Here is a 22829-nt window from a genome sequence, read left to right as displayed (position 1 = left end):
ATCAGGTAATTGCGCGCCACAACATGATGGCCCAATCTTTGGCGCCCAATTCGGGGCGATTCATGAATACATCGTAGCCGCCCGCCTCGATACGCTCCAGCACGCGCAGCCCGCCTTGCACCACCAGACGCAGCTCCAGGCCCATGCGGCCCGGCAGGCGGCGCGCCAGCGGAGCGCCGAAGTGTAGCAGTGCGCGGGCGCGTTCGACTTCGAAGGCCATCAGGTCGCGCCAGGCGGGCGTCAACCGGCAGGCGGCCAGGTCCTCGTCCGTCACGCCGTGGCGGCGCAGGTCTTCCTGCGGCAGGTAGACGCGCTGCTTGTGCCAGTCCACCCGTACATCCTGCCAGAAATTCACCAGCTGCAGGCCGGTGCAGATGGCGTCGGCCTCGGTCACGTTATGCGGATTGGTGGCTTCGAACAGGTGCAGCATCAGCCTGCCCACAGGGTTGGCGGAGCGGGTGCAGTAGTCCGCCAGCGTGGCGTAGTCTTCGTAGCGCTTGACGCTGATGTCTTGTTCGAAGGCGGACAAAAGGTCGTAGAACGGCGTGATGGGCAACTGGTGGCGCGCGATGGTGGCCGCGAGCGGCACGAAGATGCCGGCCAGTTCGGGCGAGCCGGGTTCGGGCGTGGCGCCTGGTTCGGCGCCGATGCGGTGCAGCTCGGCGCGGAACGCGGCCAGCTGGCTCAGCCGTTCCGCGTCGGTGGCGCTGCCTTCGTCGGCGATATCGTCCGCTGCGCGGGCGAAACGGTAGATATCGGTCACGGCGCCGCGCAGCCTGCGCGGCAGCAGCAGCGAGGCGACGGGAAAGTTCTCGTAGTGATCGATGGGCATATTTGGAATTGCGGATCTGGCCTGGGGGCCTGGACCGATCCATTTTAGAGTAGTCGCATTCCGGCGGCGCGGCGCCATGCCGTGCGGGACGCGGATCAGTTAGACTTAAGCGCCACAGGATCCCACACCATGCCGCGTCCCATATCCGCCACCGTCTCCGTTTCCGCGCTTGCGCACAATCTTGCGGCCGTGCGCCGCCACCTGGACCAGACGGCCGCCGCGGCTTCCGGCCTGCCGCCCTCGATCTGGGCAGTGATCAAGGCCAATGCCTATGGACACGGCATCGAGCAGGCCGTGGCCGGCTTCTCCAAGGCCCAAGGCCTGGCGATGCTGGACCTGGACGAAGCGGTGCGCTGCCGCGAGGCGGGCTGGGGCGGCCCCATCCTGCTGCTGGAAGGCTTTTTCGAACCCTCCGACCTGGACATCGTCGACCGCTACCACCTGAGCACCACGGTGCACAACCGCGAGCAACTGGACATGCTGGCCCGCGCGCGCTTCTCGCGCCGCGTCGACATCATGCTCAAACTGAACAGCGGCATGAACCGCCTGGGCTTCAGCCCCGCCGCCTACGCCGCGGCGCATGAGCGCGCCATGCTGCTGCAACAGCAGGGCGTGCTGGGCTCGGTGGGCAAGATGACCCATTTCGCCTGCGCCGACGGCCCCCAGGGCGTGAACGAGCAACTGGCGGTATTCAATTCGGTGACGCATAAGATGCCGGGCGCCATCAGCGTCTGCAATTCGGCTGCCACGCTGCGCTTCGCGGAGATCGCGGTTGCCTCGGAAACCCAGGCGCACTGGGTGCGCCCGGGCATCTGCCTGTACGGCGCGTCGCCGTTCGCGGACGCCGAAGCATCTTCCTTCGGTCTGAAACCGGCCATGTCGCTGCGATCGGAAATCATTGCCGTGCAGGATTTGAAAGCCGGCGATTCGGTGGGCTATGGCGCCATCTTCCGCGCCGACCGCTCCATGCGCATCGGCATCGTGGCCTGCGGCTATGCCGACGGCTATCCGCGTCACGCCACCACCGGCACGCCGGTGGTGGTGGCCGGCATCCGCACCCAATTGGTGGGCCGTGTTTCCATGGACATGCTGATCGTCGATCTGGGGCCCGTCCCCGCCGCCGGCGTCGGCTCCCCCGTGTCGCTCTGGGGCGAGGAAGGCCCCTCCGTGGACGAGGTGGCCCTGGCCGCCGGGACCATCGGCTACGAGCTGCTGTGCGCCCTGGCGCCGCGCGTTCCGGTCACCCGGGACGTCTGAAAAGGGCCGGTCCCTTGCGGCCGGGCAGGCTGTCCGGCAGGCAAGAATTGCTACGCAATTTACAAGACAGGTGGCGCCGGATGGTGTCTACTTGGAAGACCGGGCGCCCAAGCGCCCGTTTTTTACCAAGAAAACAGAAGCGAGGTTTCAACCCATGAAGGACAAATGCGTGCTCGTCACGGGCGCCACCAAAGGCATAGGCTGGGCGCTTACTCAGCGGCTGTCCGACATGGGCTGTCATGTGGTGGGCATCGCGCGCAACACCACCGACGTGGACTTCCCGGGCTACCTCTATGCCTGTGACCTGGCGGACGCCGGCCGCACCGAAGAGGTGCTGCGCGAGATCCGCGAGAAATTCCCGGTCGACGCCGTGGTCAACAACGTCGGTATCGTCTCGCCCCAGCCGCTGGGCGAGATCGATCTGGCCACGCTGTACAACGTGCTCGACCTGAACGTGCGGGTGGCGGTGCAAGTCACCCAGGCCTTCATCGAATCCATGAAGGTGCGCCGCGCAGGGCGCATCGTCAACGTGGTCAGCCGCGCCATCCACGGCGGCCTGGAGCGCACCGCCTATTCGGCCGCCAAGAGCGCGCTGGTCGGCTGCACGCGCACCTGGGCGCTGGAACTGGCCGAATACGGCGTCACCGCCAACGCGGTGGCCCCCGGCCCGATCGAAACCGAGATGTTCCGCGCCACGCGGCCTGCCGGCAGCGACGCCGAAAAGCGCGCGCTGGCCTCCGTGCCCATGAAGCGTTTGGGCACGCCCGCCGAAGTGGCGGCCGCGATTGCCTTCCTGCTGTCGGACGATGCCGGCTTCATCACCGGGCAGGTGCTGGGCGTGGATGGCGGCGGCAGCCTGGGCGGCCGTTCCTGACGTTTTCAGGCTTGTTTTCAGCCTTTCACTGCGCTGCGGAACGCCGCGCCCAGGGCCGTCAGCGCATCGCGCGCGCGGCCATCCCTGACCCTGGTGTGCAGTAAGACCGGCAGTTGCGGCAGGGCAGGCAGTCCCATCCTCGGGCCAGCGTCGACCGCGCCGAAGGGCAGCATGCGCGGAGACAGCGCCGCAACGCCGAGTCCCGCCATCACGGCGGACGCGACCGCCATTACGCCGCCGCCCACAAAAACTTCCGTCCACGGTATGCCCGATTCGTCGAGCAGTTGTTCGGCGATGGCGCGCACGCCGCAAGGTTGCGCCATGGTGGCCAGGGGCAGCGGTTCGCCTGCCCGGTGCTGCCAGTCGGGCGCCGCGTACCAACCGAATTTTTCCTTGGTCAGGACCTGGCCGTCATCGCGTCCCGCATGCAGGCGCACGATCACCGTATCGAGTTCGCGCCGGTCGTAGCTCTGGAGCAAATCGCCGGATGAGGCAATCCGGATTTCGATCAGCAACTGGGGATCCGCCGCGTTCATGCGCGCGATCAGCGCCGGCAGTTCCGGTCCCGCCACGTGTTCGCTGATGCCGACGGCAAGGCGCTGCCTGTCCTCGGCAGCCGCGGACAGCGCACGGTCATGCGCCGCCAGCAGTTCGCGCGCCTGTCCAAGAAAGGCGGCGCCCCTGGCCGAAAGCTCCACATACCGCGGCGTGCGTTCGATCAGGCGGAAACCGAGCCGGTCCTCGAGCCGCTTGAGTTTCAGGCTGATGGCGGCCTGCGTCGTCTGCAGGACTTCGGCGGCGCGCGTGAAGCTGCCCAGTTCGGCAATGCGGACAAAGGCCCTGACCGCGGCGATATCCAGTGGGCGTTCAGTCATTTCAAATGCTTATCATTGAAATATAGAGCCATAGCTTATCAGAATGGCTAACATGAAATGGCACAACAACGGAGAACCACCATGCCGCTAGTCCATGTCTCATTGCGCGCTGGCAAGCCGCAAGCCTATCGCCAGGCCATCTTCGACAATATCTATCTGGCCATGCGCGAAACGTTCAATGTTCCCGAAGACGACCAATTCATGACCATGACCGAGCATGAGGCGTCGAACTTCCGCTATAGCCCGACCTACATGGACGTGGCGCGCAGCGACGACCTCGTCTACATCCAGATCACGGCGAACAACACGCGCAGCCTGGAACAGAAGAAGGCGCTGTTCCAGCGGATCGCGCAGCGCCTGGGCGAAGATCCCGGCCTGAGGCCCGAGGACGTGTTCGTGAACCTGGTGGAGGTGGCGAAAGAGAACTGGTCTTTCGGTTACGGTCTCGCGCAATACGCTTGAGACCGGGAGGCGGCTGCGGCGCTACGCGCCCAGCGCGCCAGCTTCCACCCGCAGCGCGTCCAGAAAGCGCTGCAGCGCCGGCGCCGCTTCAACCTGCGCGCGCTGCACCACGCCTACCGGCGGCAGGTTCCAGTCGGGGCGGAATCTCAGGATGGCCAGCACGCCCAGCGCGGCATAGTGCTGCGCCACCGCGCGCGGCATGGCCGAAAGCAGGTCGCTGCTGCGCAATAGCACCTCGTTGGCCAGCAGCGATACCGATTCGGCCATGGGCGCGCGCAGCGTCAGTCCCTGTTCGGCGAAGTAGGAGTCGATGCGCTGGCGCAGTGGCGCCTGGGGCGGCGGCAGGATCCAGTCCTGCCGCGCCAGCGCAGCGGCGGTGATGCGGGTGGACTTGGCCAGCGGATGGCCGACGCGCGCCACCACGCAGATGGGCTCTTCGTACAGAACCTCGGTACGGAACACGGGCTGTGTCGCGTCCAGCATCAGGCGGCCCAGTACGCAATCGAGTTCGCCGCGCGCCAGGCCGGCCAGCAGCGCGTCGTGCGCGCCTTCCTGCAGCATGACGGTGACGCCGGCATGGTCGGCGCGCAGGCGCTGCAGGGCGCGCGGCACCAGCACGGGCAGGGCCACCTGCTGCACGCCGACGCGGATGCGGCCGCTGGCGCCGGCGGCCAGCGCGGCGATTTCATTGCGCGCGCCGGACAGGTCGGACCAGAGCACATCCGCCTTGCGCGCCAGCGCATGGCCGAAGCCCGTGGGCACGATGCCGCGGCGCGTGCGCTGGAACAGCGGCACGCCGAACATGTCTTCCAGTTCCAGCAGCTGCTTGCTGGCCGCGGGCTGCGTCATGCCGAGCTCGGCCGCGGCCTTGTGCACGCTGCCCAGGGCATAGAGGGCGCGCAGCAGGTCCAGGTGGCGCATGCGCAGGCGTCCGCCAATGTGGTGCAGTTCGGGAATGCGGGGCGTGGCAGGCATTTTTGCAATTCCTGTTGGTTATCACAGCATTCTAATAATTGATTAGATTGTATGCACCCCATCCCTATACTGGATCGCAGTTCAACCGACCTGTGCAAAAGGGGAAAACATGAAGATCACGATGCTGGGAACCGGAGCCGCGCTGCCCGATCCCGACCGGGGCCAGTCCGCCATCCTGCTGACCCTGGATGACGATACCCACTACCTGTTTGACTGCGGCGAGGGCGCCACGCGCCAGATGGTGCGCGCCAACGTCGATCCGGCCAAGGTCGGCTTCGTGTTCCTGACGCACCTGCACCACGACCACATCTGCGACTATCCCTACTTCGTCATCTCCAGCTGGATGCTGAACAAGACCGGCGCGCCGCTGGTGCTGGGGCCGAAGGGCACCCGCCATTTCGTCGACCACCTGTTCGAGAACGGCGCCTACCACACCGACTACCAGGCGCGCAGCGCCTATCCGGTACGCCAGGCCAATCTGGAAGCCATGCGGCCCGAGGTGCGGGAAGTCAGCCCCGGGCCGGTGTTCGACGACGGCAGGGTGCGCATTTCGGTCGATTGGGTGGAGCACATTCCGCGCGACGTCTGCGAATGCTTCGGCGTGCGGGTGGAGGCCGAAGGCAAGGTCATCGCGTTCAGCGGCGACACCGCGCCCTGTGAAGCCATGGTGCGCCTGGCGCAGGACGCAGACCTGTTGATCCATGAATGCACCTTTCCAGAATCATTCATCGCGCACCGCGCCAAGACCGGCGTGGGCACCTATGCGCACACCAGCCCCACGGACCTTGGCATCATCGCCAGCCGCGCCGGCGTCAAGAGCCTGGTGGCGACGCACTTCGGCCATTTCGATTCGACCAGTCCGGTGATCAAGCGCGCCGCGGCCAAGCATCTGCCGGTGGAACTGATGGGACCGCACTTGATGGACGAGATCGTGGCCGACATCCGCAAGAACTATTCGGGCCCGCTGCGGCTGGCCCATGACCTGATGCGCATCGACCTGTAGCATCCGCGAGGAAAACCTGCCGGCCGCCGGGCCGGCGCGCGCGGGCACGGCCCGCCGGCCAGGGAGAACACCATGACGTACCGGACTTGCGCCGTATCCGTTTTGCTTGCCTGGGGCCTGGCGGCATCGCCGCTGGCCGCCCGGGCGCAGTATCCCGATCATCCCATCCGCGTCGTCCTGCCGTACGCGCCGGGCGCGGCGGGCGACGTGGCCATGCGCCAGATCCAGCCCCTGCTGGAAAAGCGTCTGGGCCAGCCTCTCGTCGTCGATTACAAGACGGGCGCCGGCGGCAACATCGGCGCGCTGGAGGTGGCGCGCGCCAAGCCCGACGGCTACACGCTGGTGCTGGGCGCGACCAACAACTTCGTCATCAACCAGTTCCTGTACCGCAAGCTGGGCTTCGATCCGCTGGCCGACCTGGAGCCGGTGGGCAAGCTGGCGGACGTGCCGGCCTTCGTCTACGTCAGCGCGCAAGTGCCGGCGCAGGACTACGCGCAGTTCGCGCAGTATGCGCGCGCGCAGGCCGGCAAGCTGAACTACGGATCGCCGGGCATGGGCACTACGCCGCATCTTTCCGGCTACCGCCTGTCGCATGCCATGGGTGCGGGCATGACGCACATCGCCTACCGCGGTTCCTCGCCGGGGGTGCAGGCCTTGCTGGCCAACGAGATCCAGATGTACATCGGCGGCTACAGCATCGCCGCGGCCTACATGCCGCAGGGCAAGGTGCGGGCCTTGGCGGTGGCGGCTCCCGAGCGCTTTGCCGGCCTGCCCGACGTGCCTACCGCGGCCGAGGCTGGCATGCCGGACGTGGTGCAGGGCAACTGGTGGGGCTTTGCCGCGCCCAAGGGCACGCCGCCCGAGCGCGTGGCGCGCTTTGCCGACGTCCTGCACGAGGTGCTGGCCTTGCCGGAGGTGCGCCAGGCGTTCCTGGCGGGCGGCTTCGTACCGGGACAGGACACGCCCGCGTCGTTCGCCTCGGCCTGGCGCCGCGAAGCGCCGCAATGGCAGGCGGTGGTGCGCGAATCCGGCGTGGTGCTGGACAACTGAGGAGCGGGACATGAAGTACACGCGCCGCGGTTCAGGCCGCCCGCTGTTCCTGCTGCATGGTTTCTGTTCATCGTCCGCGATCTGGAGCGGCCTGTTGGGCGCGCTGGCCGATGAGCATGACGTGATCGCCGTGGATTGGCCGGGCTTCGGACGCGGCGCGCAAGCGGCTCCCTTGCAGGGTTTGCCGGCCTACGCGGACGCGCTCGTCGCGCTGGCGGATGAACTGGGCATCGCCAGCTTCGACGTATTGGGGCATTCGTTCAGCGGCTTCGTTGCGCAGCAGCTGCTGTGCGCGGTTCCGGGGCGCGTCGGCCGTGCCGTGCTGTACGGCGCGGGCTTGAGGGTAGATGGCGCCGCGCGCTTTGAGCCCATGGACCAGACCTTGGCGCGCCTGCGCGCGGACGGCCCGCGGGCCACCGCCAGGCGCGTGCTGGGCGCCTGGTTCCGGCAGGGGGAGCAGGCGCCGGCCTACGCGGGCTGCCTGGAAGACGGCATGACCATGAGCGCGGCCGGCGCGTCCTCGATGATCGCGGCGGTTGCGGGCGTGGACTACACGCAGGCGCTGGCGGCGGTGCGCGCGCCGGTGCTGGTCATATCGGGCGAACTTGAACGCAGCCATCCGCTGCCCTCGGCGCTGGCCTTGCGCGCCGCCTTGACCCACGGCAGCCTGTGCGTGCTGCCGGACTGCGGGCATGCCGCGCACCTGGAGCGCCCGCTATTGTTCAATACCGCCGTGCGCGAGTTCCTGGCGGGCCGGGACGGTGCGCCCCGGCCTGCGGGTCAGTAGGGACCCTTGGCCGCCACGGGGGCGGCCGCGTTCTTGAATTGGCCCGCCAGCTGTTCGGCCGCGCGCGCCAGCAGGGTTGCGTCCACGCCCACGGCGACGAAGGTCGCGCCCAGCGACAGATAGTGCTTGGCGCGGTCCACGCCGCTATGCAGGATGCCGGCGGCCTTGCCGCTGCGCACGATGCGCAGGATGGCGTCGTCGATCGCCTTGACCACTTCCGGATGCTCCGGCTGGCCCAGGTAGCCCATGCTGGCCGAGAGGTCGGCCGGGCCGATGAAGGCACCGTCCACGCCGTCCACCGCGAGGATCTCTTCCAGCGCGTCCACGCCGCGCGGCGTTTCGATCTGCACCAGAACGCACATTTCGTCATTGGCGCGGCGCAGGTAGTCGGGGATGCGGTTCCAGCGCGACGAACGGGCCAGCGCGCTGCCCACGCCGCGCACGCCTTGCGGCGGATAGCGCACCGCGGCCACGGCGGCCGCGGCTTCTTCCGCGGATTGCACCATGGGCACCAGCAGCGTCTGCGCGCCGGTGTCCAGGATCTGCTTGATCTGCACCGCGTCGTTCCAGGCCGGCCGCACCACCGGAGCGACCGGATAGGCGGCCATGGATTGCAGCTGTTGCAGCGTGGTCTGCAAGGTGTTGGGCGCGTGCTCGCCGTCGATCAGCAGCCAGTCGAAGCCCGCGCCGGCGATGATTTCGGTGGAGTAGGCGCTGGCCAGGCCCGCCCACAGGCCGATCTGGGGCTTGCCGCTGCGCAGGGCCTGCTTGAAGGTGTTGGTCAATATGTCCATGGATGGTGGCGTGGTCAGATGAAATGGCAGTTGACGGAACCCAGCACGCCGTAATCGACGTTGAAGGTATCGCCAGGGCGGGCCAGCACCGGCCGGGTGAAGGAGCCCGACAGGATGATCTCTCCCGCTTCCAGCGCCACGTCGTGGGCGGCCAGCTTGTTCGCCAGCCATACTACGCCATTGGCGGGATGGTTCAAGACGCCCGCGGCCACGCCGGTTTCCTCGATCACGGCGTTGCGCGACAGGATGGCGCCGATCCAGCGCAGGTCCAGCTCGCCGATCTTCACCGGCCGTCCGCCCATCACCACGCCGGCGTTGGCGGCGTTGTCGGCGATGGTGTCGAACACCTTGCGCGGGCGCTTGCTGTCGGGGTCGATGCTGTGCGAGCGCGCGTCGATGATCTCCAGCGCCGGGACCACGTAGTCGACCGCGTCATAGACCTGGAACAGCGTGACGTCGGGGCCTTGCAGGCGCTTGCCCAGCACGAAGGCGAGTTCGACTTCCAGCCGCGGCAGGATGAAGCGGCCCGCGGGTATGTCCGCGCCGTCATTGAAGAACATGTCGTCCAGCAGCATGCCGAAGTCGGGTTCGTCGATCTGCGAGGCCTGTTGCATGGCGCGCGAGGTCAGGCCGATCTTGTGGCCGCGCTTGATGCGGCCTTCGGCCAGCTTGATGTCCATCCAGGCGCGCTGGATGGCATAGGCGTCGGCAATGGTGATGTCTGGGTACTCGAGCGAAATCTGGCGGATCTGCTGGCGGGTGCGTTCGGCTTCGTGCAGGCGCGCGGCGATGGCGCGCACGGTATCTTTATCTAGCATCGGAGTTCCAGGTGTCATGGAGTTGGAGTGGAATCAATTGGGGAAGGGGACGAGCGTGTTGACCAGCCGTCCCACGCCTTCGATCTCGGTCACGACTTCGTCGCCGGGCTGCACGTTGACGATGCCGTCGGGCGTGCCGGTCAGGATCAGGTCGCCGGGCGAGAGCGTCATGAAGCTGCTGAAGTACTCGATCAGCGCGGGCACGTCGAACACCATGTCGCGGGTATTGCCGCGCTGCGTCTCCACGCCGTTGACGGTGGTGCGCAGGTTGAGGTTCATGGGGTCGGGCACGTCGTCGCGGTCCACCAGCCAGGGGCCTAGCGGTGTGCAGGTGTCGCGGCTTTTCACGCGCAGATTGGGGCGGTACCAGTTTTCCAGGTAGTCGCGCAGCGCATAGTCGTTGGCCACGGTGTAGCCGGCCACGCAGTCATAGGCCTGGGCGCGGCTGACCTTGCTGGCGGTCTTGCCTATTACCACCGCCAGTTCGCATTCGTAGTGCATGAAGGCGACGTCGGCGGGGCGCAAGGTCTGGGCGCGGTGCCCGACGAAGGCGTTGGCGGCCTTGAGGAAGCCCAGCGGCTCGTCCGGGGCCTTGAACGCCAGTTCCTTGGCGTGGTCGGCATAGTTGATGGCCAGCGTGAAGGTGGTGCGCGGCTCGAAGGGCGGCAGCCATTGCACCGCGTCTTCGGCATACACGCGTCCGTCGGCCAGGCGGACCTGGCCGGGGCCGGCTTCGGTGGCGGCATGGATGACGCCGTCCAGGGAAATACGGGCATGTTTCATGGCGGGCTCCTGGGCTTATCGGGCGGCGGCCAGCGCATTGCCCAGCGTGCCAACCCGGGAAATGCTGATCTCGTAGCGCTGTCCGGCGCGCGCGCGCGGCGCGCCGTGGGGCGTGCCGGCCAGCAGGATGTCGCCCGCTTCCAGCGTCATGAACTGGGTCACGTCGGCGATCAGCCGCGCTACGGGACGGATCAGGTCGGCGGTGCTGGCGCGCTGCGCCACCTGGCCGTCGATGCGCACTTCGATGTCCAGGGCATCCACGTCGCCGACCGCTGCGACGGGGGCGAGATCCTGGCCGATGGGGCAGAAGCCGTCGCGGCATTTCTGCTTGAGCGCGGGGCGGAAGTAGCTGGCGTGCGGCACGGACAGGTCCGCCACCACGCGGTACCCCGCCACATAGTCCAGCGCCTCGGCTTCGCTCACGCGGGTCGCACGGCGGGCGAACACCACGCCCAGGCAGGCGCCCACTTCGACCTCGTCCACGCCGGCGGGCAGGGCGATCACGTCGCCATTGCGGGCATAGGTATTGGCCGGCTTGATGTAGAGCACGGGCGCCTTGGGCGCGGCCTTGTAGGGGGGCGCGTCCACGGCCTCGCCCAGCGCGGCCAGCGCCTGGCGCGTGTTCAGCGCCGCGCCCACCACGGTCCGCGGCCACGGCGCCGCGGCCGCGGCTGCGCGCGCGGCCAGGTGTTCGCGGTAGTTGTTGAGCTTGTAGTTCAGCACCGGGTCGGCTTCCTCGATCTGCATCGAGATGCCGAGCGGGCGCGCCGCCATCTGCGGCGCGAGCGCGGCGGTCAGCGCCTGGAACACCCGCTCGCCCAGGGCGGCTTTCTGTTCTGCATTGCGGCCGTGGCCGATGCGCAGCACCACGTGGACGAAGGCGTTGTCGGGATGGCCGTCGACGATCAGGCAGTCATCCACGCGCAGCGCGCGGGTGCGCGCGCCGGCCAGCGGGAACAGGCTGCCGTCGCCCACGGCGGCGTCCTGCACGGTCCGCATCAGCGCCTGCGTATCCAGGGCCAGATTGCCTGAGTATTCGATCCAGATATGGGGCATGGCCTTGCTCCGCATGATGTAATTATCATGTTAACTAGTTTAATGAAAAACTGCGATGGCAACAATCGGCCATAGGGTTGCCGGGGCCTGTTCCGCCTGGGGGTTTCCCGACGTTGACAGCGCGTTCCGGCAAGCATAACGTTAACTTGTTAATTAAATTTGCGCCGGACGGTCCGGCGCGGACAGGACGAGGAGCCGCGCGTGAGCATCAAGCACTGGATCAACGGCAAGCAGGTCGACAGCCGCGACCGCTTCATCACCAGCAACCCGGCCACGGGCGAACCCATCGCCGAGGTGGCCGCGGGCGGGCAGGCCGAGATCGACGCGGCCGTCGCGGCAGCCGCCGAGGCCTTCCCCAAATGGGCCAACACGCCTGCCAAGGAACGCGCCCGCCTGATGCGCAGGCTGGGCGAACTGATAGACCAGAACGTGCCGCAGCTGGCCGAACTGGAAACCCGCGACACCGGGCTGCCGATCTCGCAGACCCGCAAGCAGCTGATCCCGCGCGCCTCGGAGAATTTCAATTTCTTCGCCGAGGTCTGCACGCGCATGAACGGCCACACCTATCCGGTGGACGACCAGATGCTGAACTACACGCTGTACCAGCCCGTGGGCGTGTGCGCGCTGGTGTCGCCCTGGAACGTGCCGTTCATGACCGCCACCTGGAAGACGGCGCCTTGCCTGGCGCTGGGCAATACGGCGGTGCTGAAGATGTCCGAGCTTTCGCCGCTGACGGCGGACCAGCTCGGGATGCTGGCGCTGGAGGCCGGCATTCCGGCTGGCGTGCTGAACGTGGTGCAGGGCTACGGCGCCACCGCTGGCGATGCGCTGGTGCGGCATCCCGGCGTGCGCGCAATCTCGTTCACCGGCGGCACCGTGACCGGCAAGAAGATCCTGGCCAGCGCTGGCGGCGTCAAGAAGTATTCGATGGAACTGGGCGGCAAGTCGCCCGTGCTGATCTTCGACGACGCGGACGTGGAGCGCGCGCTGGACGCGGCGCTCTTCACCATCTTTTCGCTCAACGGCGAACGCTGCACCGCGGGTTCGCGCATCTTCATCCAGCAATCCATTTACGACGATTTCGTGCGCAGGTTTGCCGAACGCGCGCAGCGCCTGGCCGTGGGCGACCCCACCGATGACAATACCCACGTGGGCGCGATGATCACGCGCCAGCACTGGGAAAAGGTCACGGGCTACATCCGCCTGGCCGAGCAGGAAGGCGCGCGCATACTCGCGGGCGGCGCGGACCGGCCCGCAGGCTTGCCGGCCCATCTGGCGGGCGGCAATTTCGTCAGCCCGACGGTGCTGGCGGATGTCGACAACCGCATGCGTTGCGCGCAGGAAGAGATCTTCGGACCGGTCGCCTGCCTGCTGCCGTTCAAGGACGAGGCAGAGGGCCTGGCGCTGGCCAATGACGTGAAGTACGGTCTCGCGTCCTACATCTGGACCCGCGACATTGGGCGGGCGCACCGACTGGCCCGCGGCATCGAGGCGGGCATGGTATTCATCAACAGCCAGAATGTGCGCGACCTGCGCCAGCCCTTCGGCGGCACCAAGGAATCGGGCACGGGACGCGAAGGCGGCGAATACAGTTACGAGGTCTTTGCCGAGATCAAGAACGTGTGCGTGTCCATGGGCAGCCACCACATCCCCAGATGGGGCGTCTGAATCCGGCCCCGACCACAAGAACGAGGAGACTAGCATCATGGGCAAGCTCGCGCTGGCGGCCAAGGTAACGCATGTGCCGTCCATGTATCTTTCGGAACTGCCTGGCAAGCACCAGGGTTGCAGGGAGGCGGCGATCCAGGGACATCGCATCATCGGCCAGCGTTGCCGCGACCTGGATGTGGACAGCATCGTGGTGCTGGACGTGCACTGGCTGGTCAACGGCGGCTATCACGTGAACTGCAACAGCGGCTTCAAGGGCCGCTACACCAGCAACGAGCTGCCGCATTTCATCAAGGACATGGATTACGCCTACCGCGGCAATCCGCAACTGGGGCGCCGCATCGCTGAATGCGCCAACGCCGCGGGCGTGGGCACGCGTTCGCATGAAATCGACAGCCTGGAACTGGAGTACGGCACACTGGTGCCGATGCGCTACATGAATGGCGACGGGCGCTTCAACGTGGTGTCGGTAGCCGCCTGGTGCGCCTGGCACTCGCTGGACGAAAGCCGCCGCTTCGGCGCGGCGTTGCGCCAGGCCATCGAGGCCAGCGACAGCCGCGTGGCGGTGCTGGCCAGCGGTTCGCTGTCGCATCGCTTCAACGACAACGGCAGCCCCGAGGCCGCCATGCACCAGATCAGCCGCGAGTTCTTCCGGCAGGTGGACTTGCGGGTGGTGGAGTTGTGGCGCCAGGGCGACTGGAAGGCCTTCTGCGCCATGCTGCCCGAATACGCGGACCTGTGCGTGGGCGAGGGCGGCATGCACGATACCGCGATGCTGCTGGGCCTGTTGGGCTGGGACGGCTACGACCAGCCGGTGGAGATCGTGACGGATTACTTCGCCAGTTCCGGCACGGGGCAGATCAACGCGATCTTCCCGGTGCCGGCCTGATCATTCTTCTTCGGAGGCGCGCGCGTCGGCGGGCTCGCGCTTGATCAGTTCGACCATGGTGTCGACGTCGCGATACAGGCGGTCCAGCAATTCCTTGCCGATCCGGGCCTCGATTTCCTGGTACTTCGCGTCCACTTGCGGACGCATGCGGTCGATCAGCTTGTTGCTCTTGGGCGTCAGCGAAATTTCCTGGCGCCGCTGATCGGCGCTGGAGCGCGTGCGCTTGATCAGGCCCTGTTCCTGCATGCCCGCCAGCATGCGCGTGAGGCTGGGGCTGAGAATCTGGCAGGTGCGGGCGATCTGGTTGGGTTCCATGGAGCCCACTTCGCTCAGCGTGCGCAGCACCCGCCATTGTTGTTCGGTGACGCCCGCGGCGTGCAGGATGGGGCGGAAGTGCGCCATCAGCGTTTCACGCGCGTAGAGCAGCAGATGGGGGAGATTGCGGTGGTGGAAGCTCGGACTCATGGCGGCTATGTTAGCAAGAAGCCGGGCCGCGCCGCAGCGAAATCGGACGCGCGCGCCCATCGTTCCGCGCCGGGCGCGGCGCCGATGGGTGGCGGTGATCAGGCGGGGTTCTGCTGGGCCAGTTCCTGCAGGTCGTCGGGCAGGGTCAGGTCGGGGGCGGCCTGCTGCAATTCGCGCAGCGCCTGTACGGCCTCTTCCTGCTGTTCCTCGCGCACCAGCGCCCGGATGTGGGTCACGCGGGCTTCGATGTCTTGATCGCTGAGGGCGGGCGTTTCCGGCGCGGCGGGCTCGGCGGCTGGTTGTTCCGCGGGCGAGGTTCCCTGGGCGGCGGGGGCGGCTTCCTGGGCAGGAGCGGCTTGCGGCGCCGTTTCTTGCGGCGGCGCGGCCACGCGTTCGGTGACGGGCGCGGACTGTTCGGCGGGCGCTTGCGCAGGCGTGGACAGCAGCGCGGGCGCGCGTTCCGAGCTTGTCCCTATTTCGTGGGGGGTGATGACAGGCGTGTTCTGCTCGGGAAAATCCTGGGCTTCGCGCATCTCGGTCCAGGCGAACAGGCCGAAGACCATGGCCGCGCAAGCGGCAGCGCCCCAGGCGGGGTGCCAGCTATGGCCGGGATGCCAACGGCGGCGCACTGCCGCGTCCAATTCGGGATTGGCGCCGGGACCGTGCCTGCGATACAAGGCGCGCAGATCCCGTTCATCGTCTTCGTCGAAAGGGGGGCGGTAGGTAATGCTCATGCGCGTACTCCTCGCACATGCGCCTGGTGGCAAGGCGCATCCGCGTCTGACCTCTGCGCACGCCGCGCCGGTGGTCCGGCGGTCTCGTCGTAGCTCGGGTCCTGTTCCGGTTTAGGCGGCTTCCTGGAAAGCCGCGGGTGATTGCGCCGCGATTCCCGCCGCCGCGCCCCGAGGGCGTCTGGCTGCAGGTATGCCGCCCTGGGCCGGGCGGTTCGTCAATGCGCTGCACCTGATGATTATGCGCGATTTGGAGAAATCCGCCAGAGAATTTCTTGAGTTTGCATCATGTAACTTCAGCACGTCCCTGTTTTTGAAAGCAGAATGACAGATACCGCCCCATCATGGGGCGTGCGAGGACGAAAGCGCGCGTGTGCGCGCGCATGCCGCCCTGGCTTGCCGGTACACTTTCGCGCATGGCCAAATCCCGAACCGTATATGTGTGCTCCGATTGCGGCGGCACCACCCCCAAGTGGCAGGGCAAATGCCCACATTGCAACGCCTGGAACACGCTGGAAGAAACCGTGGAATCGTCGGCGCCGGCCGCCGCCTCCCACCGTTATGCGCCGCTGGCGGCCGCCAGCCCCGTGCGCAGCCTGTCTGAAATCGAGGCCCGCGAAACGCCGCGCCAGCCTACCGGGCTGGAAGAATTCGACCGTGTGCTGGGCGGCGGCCTGGTGGCCGGCGCCGTGGTGCTGATCGGCGGCGACCCGGGCATAGGCAAGTCCACCTTGCTGCTGCAGGCGCTGGCCTCGCTGTCCGAAGTCACCAACGTGCTGTACGTGACGGGCGAGGAATCCGCCGAACAGGTGGCGCTGCGTGCGCGCCGCCTGGGCCTGCAGACGGGCAACGTCAACCTGCTGGCCGAGATCCGGCTGGAGTCGATCCAGGCGGCGGTGTCGGAGCAGAAGCCCACTGTGGCGGTGATCGACTCGATCCAGACCCTGTACAGCGGCGAACTGACCGCGGCGCCGGGGTCGGTGTCGCAGGTGCGCGAATGCGCGGCGCAGCTCACGCGCCTGGCCAAGCAGACGGGCATCGCCATCGTCATGATCGGCCACGTCACCAAGGACGGCGCGCTGGCCGGGCCGCGGGTGCTGGAGCACATCGTGGACACCGTGCTGTATTTCGAGGGCGACACGCATTCCTCGTTCCGCCTGGTGCGCGCCTTCAAGAACCGCTTCGGCGCGGTCAATGAACTGGGTGTCTTCGCCATGACGGACCGCGGGCTGCGCGGCGTGGCCAACCCTTCCGCGCTGTTTCTGTCGCAGCATGAACAGCAGGTCGCGGGATCCTGCGTGATGGCCACGCAGGAAGGCACGCGCCCGCTGCTGGTGGAGATCCAGGCGCTGGTGGATAGTTCGCACGCGCCCAACCCGCGCCGGCTCACGGTCGGCCTGGAGGGCAACCGCCTGGCGATGCTGCTGGCGGTGCTGCACCGGCACGCCGGCGTGTCCACCTTTGACCAGGACGTGTTCGTCAACGCGGTGGGCGGCGTGCGCATCACGGAACCTGCGGCTGACCTGCCGGTGCTGCTGGCCATCATGTCCTCGCTGCGCGACAAGCCGCTGCCGCGCGGCCTGATTGCTTTCGGCGAGGTCGGCCTGGCGGGCGAGATCCGGCCCGCGCCGCGCGGACAGGAACGCTTGCGCGAAGCGGCCAAGCTGGGCTTTTCGATCGCGCTGATCCCCAAGGCCAACGCGCCGCGCCAGCCCATCGAAGGACTGGAGATCTGGGCGGTGGACCGGCTGGACGCCGCGCTGGACAAGCTGCGCTGACGCCGAGAGCGGCGGCCTGCGGCGGTTTCATATCGACATTCTGATTGCCCGGCCTGCACTGGCCGGGCCTGCTGGAGCAAGAAGTGAGTCTGTTAGTTATCGCCGCGTGCCTGGCTGCGGGCGGCCTGATCGGTTTCATGGGCGGCGTGCTGGGCATCGGGGGCGGCCTGATCGCGATTCCCGCGCTGGTGCTGTTGATGGGCATGTCGCAGCAGTTGGCGCAGGGCACGGCGCTCATCATGGTCCTGCCCACCATCATGATGGCGGTGCGCAAGTACAACCAGCAGACCCGCATCGACAAGCGCGTGGCGTTGGCGGGAGCGGCCGGGGCCGTGGTGTTCACCTGGGTCGGCGCGCAACTGGCGCTGGGCATAGATTCCGGCATCCTGCGCCGCAGCTTCGCCGTGTTCCTGTTCTTCATTGCGCTGTTTTATGTGTGGCAGACCTGGCGCGCCTCGCGTCCCGTTGCGGCGCGCAAGCCGGCGGCCAAGGGCGATGCCCCGATCTTCACGCCGCGCCGCGCCAGCGTGCTGGGCATTTTGTGCGGCACGCTGGGCGGCTTCTTCGGCGTGGGCGGCGCGGTGCTGGCCGTGCCCATCATCACGTCCGTGTTCAGGTTGCCGCAGACCACGGCGCAGGCGCTGGCGCTGAGCATGGTGATTCCGGGATCTTTCATCGCGTTGATCACCTACTCCTGGGCGGGGCAGGCCGATTGGCTGGTCGGCGCGCCGCTGGCGATAGGCAGCCTGCTGTTCGTGCCGGTGGGCGTGAAGCTTGCGTACCGTTTGCCTGAACGCAAGCTGAGAGCCTGCTTCGCACTGATGCTGTTCGCCACCGTGGCGCTGCTGGCGTTCGAGAGCTGAACCGTCCGCGCCATATTTCGAAGCGTTAGCGACCGAAATTTTCTGGTTCCGCGCTGAACCTTCTGGATGGGGCCGGTTCAAACGGGAACGGGTAAAGCGGCGATGTTGCCGCCCCGTGTCGAAAAAAGGACTTCGGTCCTTTTACATTCAGGAGTTCATGAAATGACGACTCACTCCCGTATTGCTGCGTTCCTATCCACCTCGGCCCTGTGCCTCGGTCTGGCTGCCGCGCCTTCGGCGTTTGCGGCGGGCGCCGATGCCACGTCCAAGACGGGTGAAACCAAGACCCAGGCGCAGCACAAGCATCACAAGTCCGACAAGACCTCCGCCAAACCGGCGGCGGCCAAATCGGGCGGGGCCGCGAAGACGGATCATTCCGGCGCAGCGGCGCCAGCGAAGTAAGCACTGAGGGCCTGAGCGCCCGGTAGTTCCTTTGCGCAAACGACTTCCGATTCCCGCGGGGGCCGGAAAGTCGAAAGCCTCTCGGTATGGGCGCCGAGAGGCTTTTTCATTTGGCGCGCCGCGGCTGCGGCGCAGGGCGGGCCTTACTCCGCAGGAGTGATCACGCGGCCGGTCTCGAAGAACGCCTGCAGGTTTTCCAGCATCAGGTTCTCCATGGCTACGCGGGTTTCCAGCGTGGCGCTGCCGATGTGCGGCAGCAGCACTGCGCGATCGGTCTTGAGCAACGCTTCGGGCACCTTGGGCTCGTGCTCGAACACGTCGAGCGCGGCGCAGCCCAGCTTGCCGGCTTCCAGCGCGGCGACCAGCGCGGTCTCGTCGATGACGGGGCCGCGCGCGATGTTGACGATGATGCCCGTGGGGCCCAGCGCTTCCAGCACTTCGCGGTTGACCAGATGGCGCGTGCTGGGACCGCCGACGGTGGCCACGATGAGGAAGTCGGCCCACTTGGCCAGGTCGGTGAGCGAGGCTTCGTAGCCGTATTCCACGTCATCGCGCTTGCGGCGGTTGTGGTAGCGCACGTCCATGTCGAAGCCCATGCCGCGGCGGGCGATGGCCTCGCCGATGCGGCCCAGGCCGACGATGCCCAGCTTCTTGCCGCTGACGCGCTGGCCCAGCGGGATGCCGCCATGCACCTGGCCCCACTGGCCCGCGCGCACGAAGCGTTCGCCCTGGCCCATGTGGCGCGCGCCCGCGATCAGGAGGCCCCAGGCCAGATCGGCGACGCAGTCGGTCAGCACGTCGGGGGTATTGCTGACCTGCACGCCGCGCTGCTTGGCGGCCTGGACGTCGATGGTCTCGTAGCCCACGCCCCAGCTGCAGATGGCCTTCAGGTCGGGCAGGGCGTTAATGAGTTCGGCGTTGGCGCCGTAGGTGGCGGACGTGACGACGGCGGTGACGCCCTTGCCATGCTCGGCCAGCGCCGCCTTGCGGTCCGGGTACTTCCATAGTTCGACGACGTCGTAGCGGTCCGCGAGCGTCTTGTTGGCGTAGGGGGAACCGGCCAGCGAGCCGACCTGGATGATGCGATGCTTGGTGGTCATGTTGTCGTACAGGTGGGTGGCAAAACGTTGATGCTACTTGATCCGGCCTTGATGCAGGCTGACAGGATGCCCGCCAGGGGCATCCCGGGTCCAGATCGCGACCTTACTCGAGCTGGATGTTGGCTTTCTGGATGACGTCCTTCCAGCGCTTGACCTCGGCCTGCTGGAATGCCGTGAACTGCTGCGGCGTGTTGGCCACGACCTCGAAGCCCAGGCCTTGCAGGGTCTTCTCGGTCTGGGGATCGCGCAGCGCGGTCTGCAAGGCCTTGGACAGTTGCTGGACGATGGGCGCGGGCGTGCCCTTGGGCACGGTAAAGCCTTGCCAGGAGTACACCACCATGTCCTTGATGCCGGCCTCGGCCAGCGTGGGCACGTCCGGCAGGTCGGCGGCGCGGGCGTCGCCCGTGATGGCCAGCGCCTTGAGCTTGCCGGCCTTGATGTGGGTCTGGACCGCGCCCAGGTTCTGGAATGACACGTTGACCTGCCCGCCGATCAGGTCGGCGATGGCCGCGCCGCCGCCGCGGTAGGGGACGTCCACGCCCGTGCTCTGGGTGCGCTGGCGGAACAGCACGGCGGACAGGTGGTCCGACGAACCCGTGCCCGACGAGGCATAGGACACCTTGCCCGGATTCTTCTTCGCGTATTCGACCAGCTCGGCGACGGTGCTGGCCGGAAACGTCGGCGCTGCCACCAGCACGTTGGGATTGCGCACCGCCTGCGTCAGGTATTCGAAGTCCTTGCTGGGGTTGTACGACAGGTTCTTGTAGAGCGCCTCGTTGATGGCGAAGGTGCCGATGGAGCCGACCATCATGGTGTACCCGTCAGGCGTGGAGCGGGCCAGCGCCTGCGCGCCGATGGCGCTGTTGGCGCCGGGCTTGTTTTCGACCACGAAGGTCTGCCCCAGGATTTTCGTCAGCCCCGGCGTGACCGAGCGCGCGGTAATGTCGGAAGAACCGCCCGGCACGAAAGGCACGATCATGGTCACGGGTTTGTCGGGATAGCCGGCGGCCTGCGCCGCGGGCATCCCGGGCAGCACGGCGCCTGCGGCGACGGCGGCTGCGACGGCCGCGGCGCTCATCAGTTTGTTCATGGTGTCTCCTGGTTCGCGTGCTGATGAAGAGCCCGCCGCCCACGCGTTGCGGACGGACCCGGATCGGCTTGGGGTCAGTCGACCTTGGCGCCGGATTTCTTCACGACCTCCGCCCATTTGGCGGATTCCTGCGCCATGAACTGTTTGAACTGGGCCGGCGTGTTGCCGGAGGGCGTGGCGCCTTGCGCCTGCAACTGCGTGCGCACGGATTCCTGCTTGAGGGCCGCGGCCACGTCGCGCTGGATCTTGTCAACCACCGCCTGCGGCGTGCCGGCGGGCGCCAGCAGGCCGAACCAGCTGGACGCGTCATAGCCCTGCACGCCGGCCTCGGCCATGGTGGGGACGTCGGGCAAGGCGGGTGAACGCTGGGCGCTGGTGACGGCCAGCGGGCGCAGCTTGCCGCTCTTGAGGAACCCCATGGAGGATGGCAGGTTGTCGAAGATCAGATCGGCGGAACCGGCCATCACATCGGTCAGCGCGGGGCTGCTGCCCTTGTACGGCACGTGGGTCATGCGCGTGCCCGTCATGTTCTGGAACAGCTCTCCCGACAGATGCGTGGAGGTGCCGTTGCCGGTGGACGCCATGTTGACGCTGCCCGGATTGGCCTTCAGGTACTTGATCAGGTCGGCCACCGTGCGGATGCCGTGCTTGTCGGCAAACGCGGGGTTGAGTTCCAGGATGTTGGGTACGGGGATGACCAGCGTCACCGGCACGAAGTCCTTGACCGGGTCGTAAGGCAGCTTGGCATAGACCGACTGGTTGATCGCATGGGTGCTGACGGTGCCCATCAGCAGCGTGTAGCCGTCCGGCGCGGCCCGGGCGGCTTCGGCCGTGCCGACGTTGCCGCCTGCGCCTGCCTTGTTGTCCACCACCACGGCCTTGTTCCAGGTCTTGCCGAGTTCGGCGGCGACGATGCGGGCCGCGATGTCGGTGGTGCCGCCGGCCGGGAAGGGCACGATGATCTTGACGTCCCGTTCCGGGTAGTCTGCCCGCGCCGGCGCGGCCGGCGACAGGAAGGCGGCCGCCGCCAGGGCGGCGCTGCAAAGAACGGCCAAGGCGGACCGGCCTCGCGCAGGGGCTGCATGCATGGAATTCGTCTCCTCGGTGTGCGCGTGGCCGCGCATCGTTTCTGGGGGTATTCCGCCCCTGGCATGGCCCGAGGCTTTGACGCCGCATGGCGCCCCGCGGCGCCCTGCGTTTTGCTGCCGGACTACTTGTAAAACAAATATATGTATTGAGCTTGTGCTTGTCAACCAAGTATACTTTTTCGAACCCCCACACCCGATAGCAGGATCAGCCAGGAGCCCCGTCCATGAAAACCTCCCCGGTCACCGCGCAGGATTTGCAGCGTTCGGTCATCGCCGTGCCGCCGCTGGCGCGCCACGACGATCTTTCCCTGAACGAGGCGGCCAACAAGACCTTGCTCGGCCATCTGGAAGCGGGCGGCGTGCGCAACGTGATGTATGGCGGCAACGCCAACTTCTACAACGTGGGCGTGGGCGAGTACGCGCGCATCGTCGACATGCTGGCCGGACTGGCGGGCGCGGACACGTGGATCCTGCCTTCCGTGGGGCCCGACTACGGCAAGATGATGGACCAGGCGGCGATCCTGCGTACGCGTGCGTTTCCCACGGCCATGTTGCTGCCCATGTCCTTTCCCTACACGGACGCGGGCCTGGCCGAAGGCGTGCGCCGCTTCACGGACGCGCTGGGCAAGCCCGCGGTGATCTACATCAAGTCGTCCGGCTACCTGGCGCCGGAAAGCGCCGCGCGCCTGATCGAAGAGGGCCGCATCGTGGCCTTCAAGTACGCCGTCGTGCGCGATGATCCGTCGCAGGACGCCTACCTGTCATCGCTGCTGCAGGCGGTGGACGCGCGCTGGATCGTCAGTGGCATCGGCGAACGTCCGGCCATCGTGCACTACCGCGATTTCGGCCTGAAGAGCTTCACCTCCGGCTCGGTCTGCGTGGCGCCGCGCGGTTCGATGCGCCTGTTGCATCTGCTGCGCGACGGCCGCTATGACGAAGCCGAGGCTGTGCGCCAGCAGTACCTGGGCCTGGAAGACTGCCGCGACAGCATCAGTCCCATCCGCGTGCTGCACGATGCCGTGACGCTGTCGGGCGTGGCGGACATGGGGCCGATGCTGCCCCTGCTGACCGGCATCTCCGCCGCCGAGCGCGAGCGGGTGGCGCCGGTGGCGCGCGCCCTGGCGGCCTGGGACCGGGAGGCGGCTGCTGCGTGAGCGCACTGGCGCCGCGCATTGACGGTACGATGAGC

General features: G+C 67.3%; 24 protein-coding genes. 12 read left to right on the top strand and 12 right to left on the bottom strand.

All coding sequences use genetic code 11. The annotated features are described in order from the left end of the window. Position 1: 1 nt before the first annotated feature. Positions 2-832 (bottom strand): squalene synthase HpnC, encoded by an 831-nt coding sequence (gene hpnC / locus IB259_RS09245; RefSeq protein WP_054452442.1) that lies wholly within the window; start codon positions 830-832, stop codon positions 2-4. Positions 833-961: 129 nt separating this feature from the next. On the opposite strand from hpnC, the gene alr reads away from it, so the two are divergent. After that, positions 962-2089: an alanine racemase gene (gene alr / locus IB259_RS09240; RefSeq protein WP_054452440.1), complete on the top strand. Its 1128-nt coding sequence runs from the start codon at positions 962-964 to the stop codon at positions 2087-2089. A 154-nt stretch (positions 2090-2243) separates the two neighbouring features. After that, a complete protein-coding gene (locus tag IB259_RS09235) occupies positions 2244-2963 on the top strand; it encodes an SDR family oxidoreductase (RefSeq protein ID WP_042794220.1) in 720 nt (239 codons plus the stop codon). Positions 2964-2980: 17 nt separating this feature from the next. Here the strand turns inward: IB259_RS09235 and IB259_RS09230 are convergent, their stop codons facing one another. Then, positions 2981-3838 carry a LysR substrate-binding domain-containing protein gene (locus IB259_RS09230; RefSeq protein WP_054452438.1) on the bottom strand — a complete coding sequence of 286 codons (858 nt, stop codon included), beginning with the start codon at positions 3836-3838 and terminating at the stop codon, positions 2981-2983. Positions 3839-3919: 81 nt separating this feature from the next. Between IB259_RS09230 and IB259_RS09225 the strand changes: the two genes are divergently transcribed. Then, complete coding sequence (locus IB259_RS09225; protein ID WP_054452436.1) at positions 3920-4300, top strand: tautomerase family protein; 381 nt, start codon at positions 3920-3922, stop codon at positions 4298-4300. 21 nt (positions 4301-4321) lie between these two features. Here IB259_RS09225 and IB259_RS09220 read toward each other — a convergent pair whose 3' ends face one another. After that, complete coding sequence (locus tag IB259_RS09220; protein ID WP_054452434.1) at positions 4322-5275, bottom strand: LysR substrate-binding domain-containing protein; 954 nt, start codon at positions 5273-5275, stop codon at positions 4322-4324. 109 nt (positions 5276-5384) lie between these two features. Here IB259_RS09220 and IB259_RS09215 point away from each other — a divergent pair, with 109 nt between their 5' ends. From IB259_RS09215 to IB259_RS09205, 3 genes are all read left to right on the top strand, one after another. After that, on the top strand, positions 5385-6278 hold the full coding sequence (locus IB259_RS09215) for an MBL fold metallo-hydrolase (RefSeq protein WP_013394808.1): 894 nt from the start codon (positions 5385-5387) through the stop codon (positions 6276-6278). Positions 6279-6350: 72 nt separating this feature from the next. Then, a complete protein-coding gene (locus tag IB259_RS09210; RefSeq protein ID WP_119449292.1) occupies positions 6351-7328 on the top strand; it encodes a tripartite tricarboxylate transporter substrate binding protein in 978 nt (325 codons plus the stop codon). A 10-nt stretch (positions 7329-7338) separates the two neighbouring features. Then, positions 7339-8115 (top strand): alpha/beta fold hydrolase, encoded by a 777-nt coding sequence (locus IB259_RS09205; protein ID WP_192328599.1) that lies wholly within the window; start codon positions 7339-7341, stop codon positions 8113-8115. Here the strand turns inward: IB259_RS09205 and hpaI are convergent. Genes hpaI through IB259_RS09185 form a run of 4 tightly spaced genes read right to left on the bottom strand, consistent with a single transcriptional unit; the run spans position 8109 to position 11566 of the window. Further along, positions 8109-8909, bottom strand: coding sequence for a 4-hydroxy-2-oxoheptanedioate aldolase (gene hpaI / locus IB259_RS09200; RefSeq protein ID WP_054452428.1), 801 nt, complete (start codon positions 8907-8909; stop codon positions 8109-8111). The genes IB259_RS09205 and hpaI overlap by 7 nt on opposite strands. A gap of 14 nt (positions 8910-8923) precedes the next feature. Beyond that, the gene (hpaH, locus tag IB259_RS09195) at positions 8924-9727 is read right to left on the bottom strand and encodes a 2-oxo-hept-4-ene-1,7-dioate hydratase (protein WP_175213720.1); all 804 of its coding nucleotides are present in this window, start codon (positions 9725-9727) and stop codon (positions 8924-8926) included. A 33-nt stretch (positions 9728-9760) separates the two neighbouring features. Next, complete coding sequence (locus tag IB259_RS09190) at positions 9761-10510, bottom strand: fumarylacetoacetate hydrolase family protein (RefSeq protein ID WP_192328596.1); 750 nt, start codon at positions 10508-10510, stop codon at positions 9761-9763. Positions 10511-10525: 15 nt separating this feature from the next. Continuing rightward, positions 10526-11566 (bottom strand): fumarylacetoacetate hydrolase family protein, encoded by a 1041-nt coding sequence (locus IB259_RS09185; protein ID WP_175181445.1) that lies wholly within the window; start codon positions 11564-11566, stop codon positions 10526-10528. A 201-nt stretch (positions 11567-11767) separates the two neighbouring features. On the opposite strand from IB259_RS09185, the gene hpaE reads away from it, so the two are divergent. Next, positions 11768-13234, top strand: coding sequence for a 5-carboxymethyl-2-hydroxymuconate semialdehyde dehydrogenase (hpaE, locus tag IB259_RS09180; protein WP_175163550.1), 1467 nt, complete (start codon positions 11768-11770; stop codon positions 13232-13234). A 37-nt stretch (positions 13235-13271) separates the two neighbouring features. Next, the gene (hpaD, locus tag IB259_RS09175; RefSeq protein WP_054452420.1) at positions 13272-14123 is read left to right on the top strand and encodes a 3,4-dihydroxyphenylacetate 2,3-dioxygenase; all 852 of its coding nucleotides are present in this window, start codon (positions 13272-13274) and stop codon (positions 14121-14123) included. On the opposite strand, the gene hpaR is transcribed toward hpaD, so the two are convergent. After that, positions 14124-14588 (bottom strand): homoprotocatechuate degradation operon regulator HpaR, encoded by a 465-nt coding sequence (gene hpaR, locus IB259_RS09170; protein WP_054452418.1) that lies wholly within the window; start codon positions 14586-14588, stop codon positions 14124-14126. A gap of 98 nt (positions 14589-14686) precedes the next feature. After that, entirely contained in the window at positions 14687-15322 is a 636-nt protein-coding gene (locus IB259_RS09165; RefSeq protein WP_192328593.1) for a hypothetical protein, read from the bottom strand. A 413-nt stretch (positions 15323-15735) separates the two neighbouring features. Between IB259_RS09165 and radA the strand changes: the two genes are divergently transcribed. The 3 genes from radA (at position 15736) to IB259_RS09150 (ending at position 18362) form a co-directional block, all read left to right on the top strand. Then, positions 15736-17097 carry a DNA repair protein RadA gene (gene radA, locus IB259_RS09160; RefSeq protein WP_059379903.1) on the top strand — a complete coding sequence of 454 codons (1362 nt, stop codon included), beginning with the start codon at positions 15736-15738 and terminating at the stop codon, positions 17095-17097. 83 nt (positions 17098-17180) lie between these two features. Next, the gene (locus tag IB259_RS09155) at positions 17181-17960 is read left to right on the top strand and encodes a sulfite exporter TauE/SafE family protein (protein WP_119449365.1); all 780 of its coding nucleotides are present in this window, start codon (positions 17181-17183) and stop codon (positions 17958-17960) included. 162 nt (positions 17961-18122) lie between these two features. Continuing rightward, positions 18123-18362: a hypothetical protein gene (locus IB259_RS09150; RefSeq protein WP_054452411.1), complete on the top strand. Its 240-nt coding sequence runs from the start codon at positions 18123-18125 to the stop codon at positions 18360-18362. Positions 18363-18505: 143 nt separating this feature from the next. On the opposite strand, the gene IB259_RS09145 is transcribed toward IB259_RS09150, so the two are convergent. The 3 genes from IB259_RS09145 to IB259_RS09135 form a co-directional block, all read right to left on the bottom strand. Further along, entirely contained in the window at positions 18506-19462 is a 957-nt protein-coding gene (locus tag IB259_RS09145; protein WP_054452409.1) for a 2-hydroxyacid dehydrogenase, read from the bottom strand. 103 nt (positions 19463-19565) lie between these two features. Further along, positions 19566-20552 carry a tripartite tricarboxylate transporter substrate binding protein gene (locus IB259_RS09140; RefSeq protein WP_192328590.1) on the bottom strand — a complete coding sequence of 329 codons (987 nt, stop codon included), beginning with the start codon at positions 20550-20552 and terminating at the stop codon, positions 19566-19568. A gap of 74 nt (positions 20553-20626) precedes the next feature. Continuing rightward, positions 20627-21640: a tripartite tricarboxylate transporter substrate binding protein gene (locus IB259_RS09135; RefSeq protein WP_054453632.1), complete on the bottom strand. Its 1014-nt coding sequence runs from the start codon at positions 21638-21640 to the stop codon at positions 20627-20629. 224 nt (positions 21641-21864) lie between these two features. Here IB259_RS09135 and IB259_RS09130 point away from each other — a divergent pair, with 224 nt between their 5' ends. Continuing rightward, positions 21865-22794, top strand: coding sequence for a dihydrodipicolinate synthase family protein (locus IB259_RS09130; RefSeq protein WP_175181440.1), 930 nt, complete (start codon positions 21865-21867; stop codon positions 22792-22794). The last annotated feature ends 35 nt before the right edge of the window (positions 22795-22829 follow it).

The sequence above is a fragment of the Achromobacter sp. ACM04 genome (genome assembly GCF_014851465.1).
Taxonomy (GTDB): Bacteria; Pseudomonadota; Gammaproteobacteria; order Burkholderiales; family Burkholderiaceae_B; genus Achromobacter; species Achromobacter aegrifaciens.
This window is presented reverse-complemented; position numbering and strand designations above follow the sequence as displayed.

Coding starts and splice junctions, on each gene's coding strand:
- IB259_RS09190 (WP_192328596.1), bottom strand. CDS start 10,510: ATGAAACATGCCCGTATTTCCCTGGACGGCGTCATCCATGCCGCCACC.
- IB259_RS09135 (WP_054453632.1), bottom strand. CDS start 21,640: ATGCATGCAGCCCCTGCGCGAGGCCGGTCCGCCTTGGCCGTTCTTTGC.
- IB259_RS09185 (WP_175181445.1), bottom strand. CDS start 11,566: ATGCCCCATATCTGGATCGAATACTCAGGCAATCTGGCCCTGGATACG.
- hpaD (WP_054452420.1), top strand. CDS start 13,272: ATGGGCAAGCTCGCGCTGGCGGCCAAGGTAACGCATGTGCCGTCCATG.
- IB259_RS09210 (WP_119449292.1), top strand. CDS start 6,351: ATGACGTACCGGACTTGCGCCGTATCCGTTTTGCTTGCCTGGGGCCTG.
- IB259_RS09145 (WP_054452409.1), bottom strand. CDS start 19,462: ATGACCACCAAGCATCGCATCATCCAGGTCGGCTCGCTGGCCGGTTCC.
- IB259_RS09220 (WP_054452434.1), bottom strand. CDS start 5,275: ATGCCTGCCACGCCCCGCATTCCCGAACTGCACCACATTGGCGGACGC.
- IB259_RS09150 (WP_054452411.1), top strand. CDS start 18,123: ATGACGACTCACTCCCGTATTGCTGCGTTCCTATCCACCTCGGCCCTG.
- IB259_RS09225 (WP_054452436.1), top strand. CDS start 3,920: ATGCCGCTAGTCCATGTCTCATTGCGCGCTGGCAAGCCGCAAGCCTAT.
- hpaH (WP_175213720.1), bottom strand. CDS start 9,727: ATGCTAGATAAAGATACCGTGCGCGCCATCGCCGCGCGCCTGCACGAA.
- IB259_RS09205 (WP_192328599.1), top strand. CDS start 7,339: ATGAAGTACACGCGCCGCGGTTCAGGCCGCCCGCTGTTCCTGCTGCAT.
- hpnC (WP_054452442.1), bottom strand. CDS start 832: ATGCCCATCGATCACTACGAGAACTTTCCCGTCGCCTCGCTGCTGCTG.
- IB259_RS09165 (WP_192328593.1), bottom strand. CDS start 15,322: ATGAGCATTACCTACCGCCCCCCTTTCGACGAAGACGATGAACGGGAT.
- IB259_RS09235 (WP_042794220.1), top strand. CDS start 2,244: ATGAAGGACAAATGCGTGCTCGTCACGGGCGCCACCAAAGGCATAGGC.
- IB259_RS09230 (WP_054452438.1), bottom strand. CDS start 3,838: ATGACTGAACGCCCACTGGATATCGCCGCGGTCAGGGCCTTTGTCCGC.
- IB259_RS09140 (WP_192328590.1), bottom strand. CDS start 20,552: ATGAACAAACTGATGAGCGCCGCGGCCGTCGCAGCCGCCGTCGCCGCA.
- hpaI (WP_054452428.1), bottom strand. CDS start 8,909: ATGGACATATTGACCAACACCTTCAAGCAGGCCCTGCGCAGCGGCAAG.
- IB259_RS09215 (WP_013394808.1), top strand. CDS start 5,385: ATGAAGATCACGATGCTGGGAACCGGAGCCGCGCTGCCCGATCCCGAC.
- IB259_RS09130 (WP_175181440.1), top strand. CDS start 21,865: ATGAAAACCTCCCCGGTCACCGCGCAGGATTTGCAGCGTTCGGTCATC.
- hpaR (WP_054452418.1), bottom strand. CDS start 14,588: ATGAGTCCGAGCTTCCACCACCGCAATCTCCCCCATCTGCTGCTCTAC.
- radA (WP_059379903.1), top strand. CDS start 15,736: ATGGCCAAATCCCGAACCGTATATGTGTGCTCCGATTGCGGCGGCACC.
- alr (WP_054452440.1), top strand. CDS start 962: ATGCCGCGTCCCATATCCGCCACCGTCTCCGTTTCCGCGCTTGCGCAC.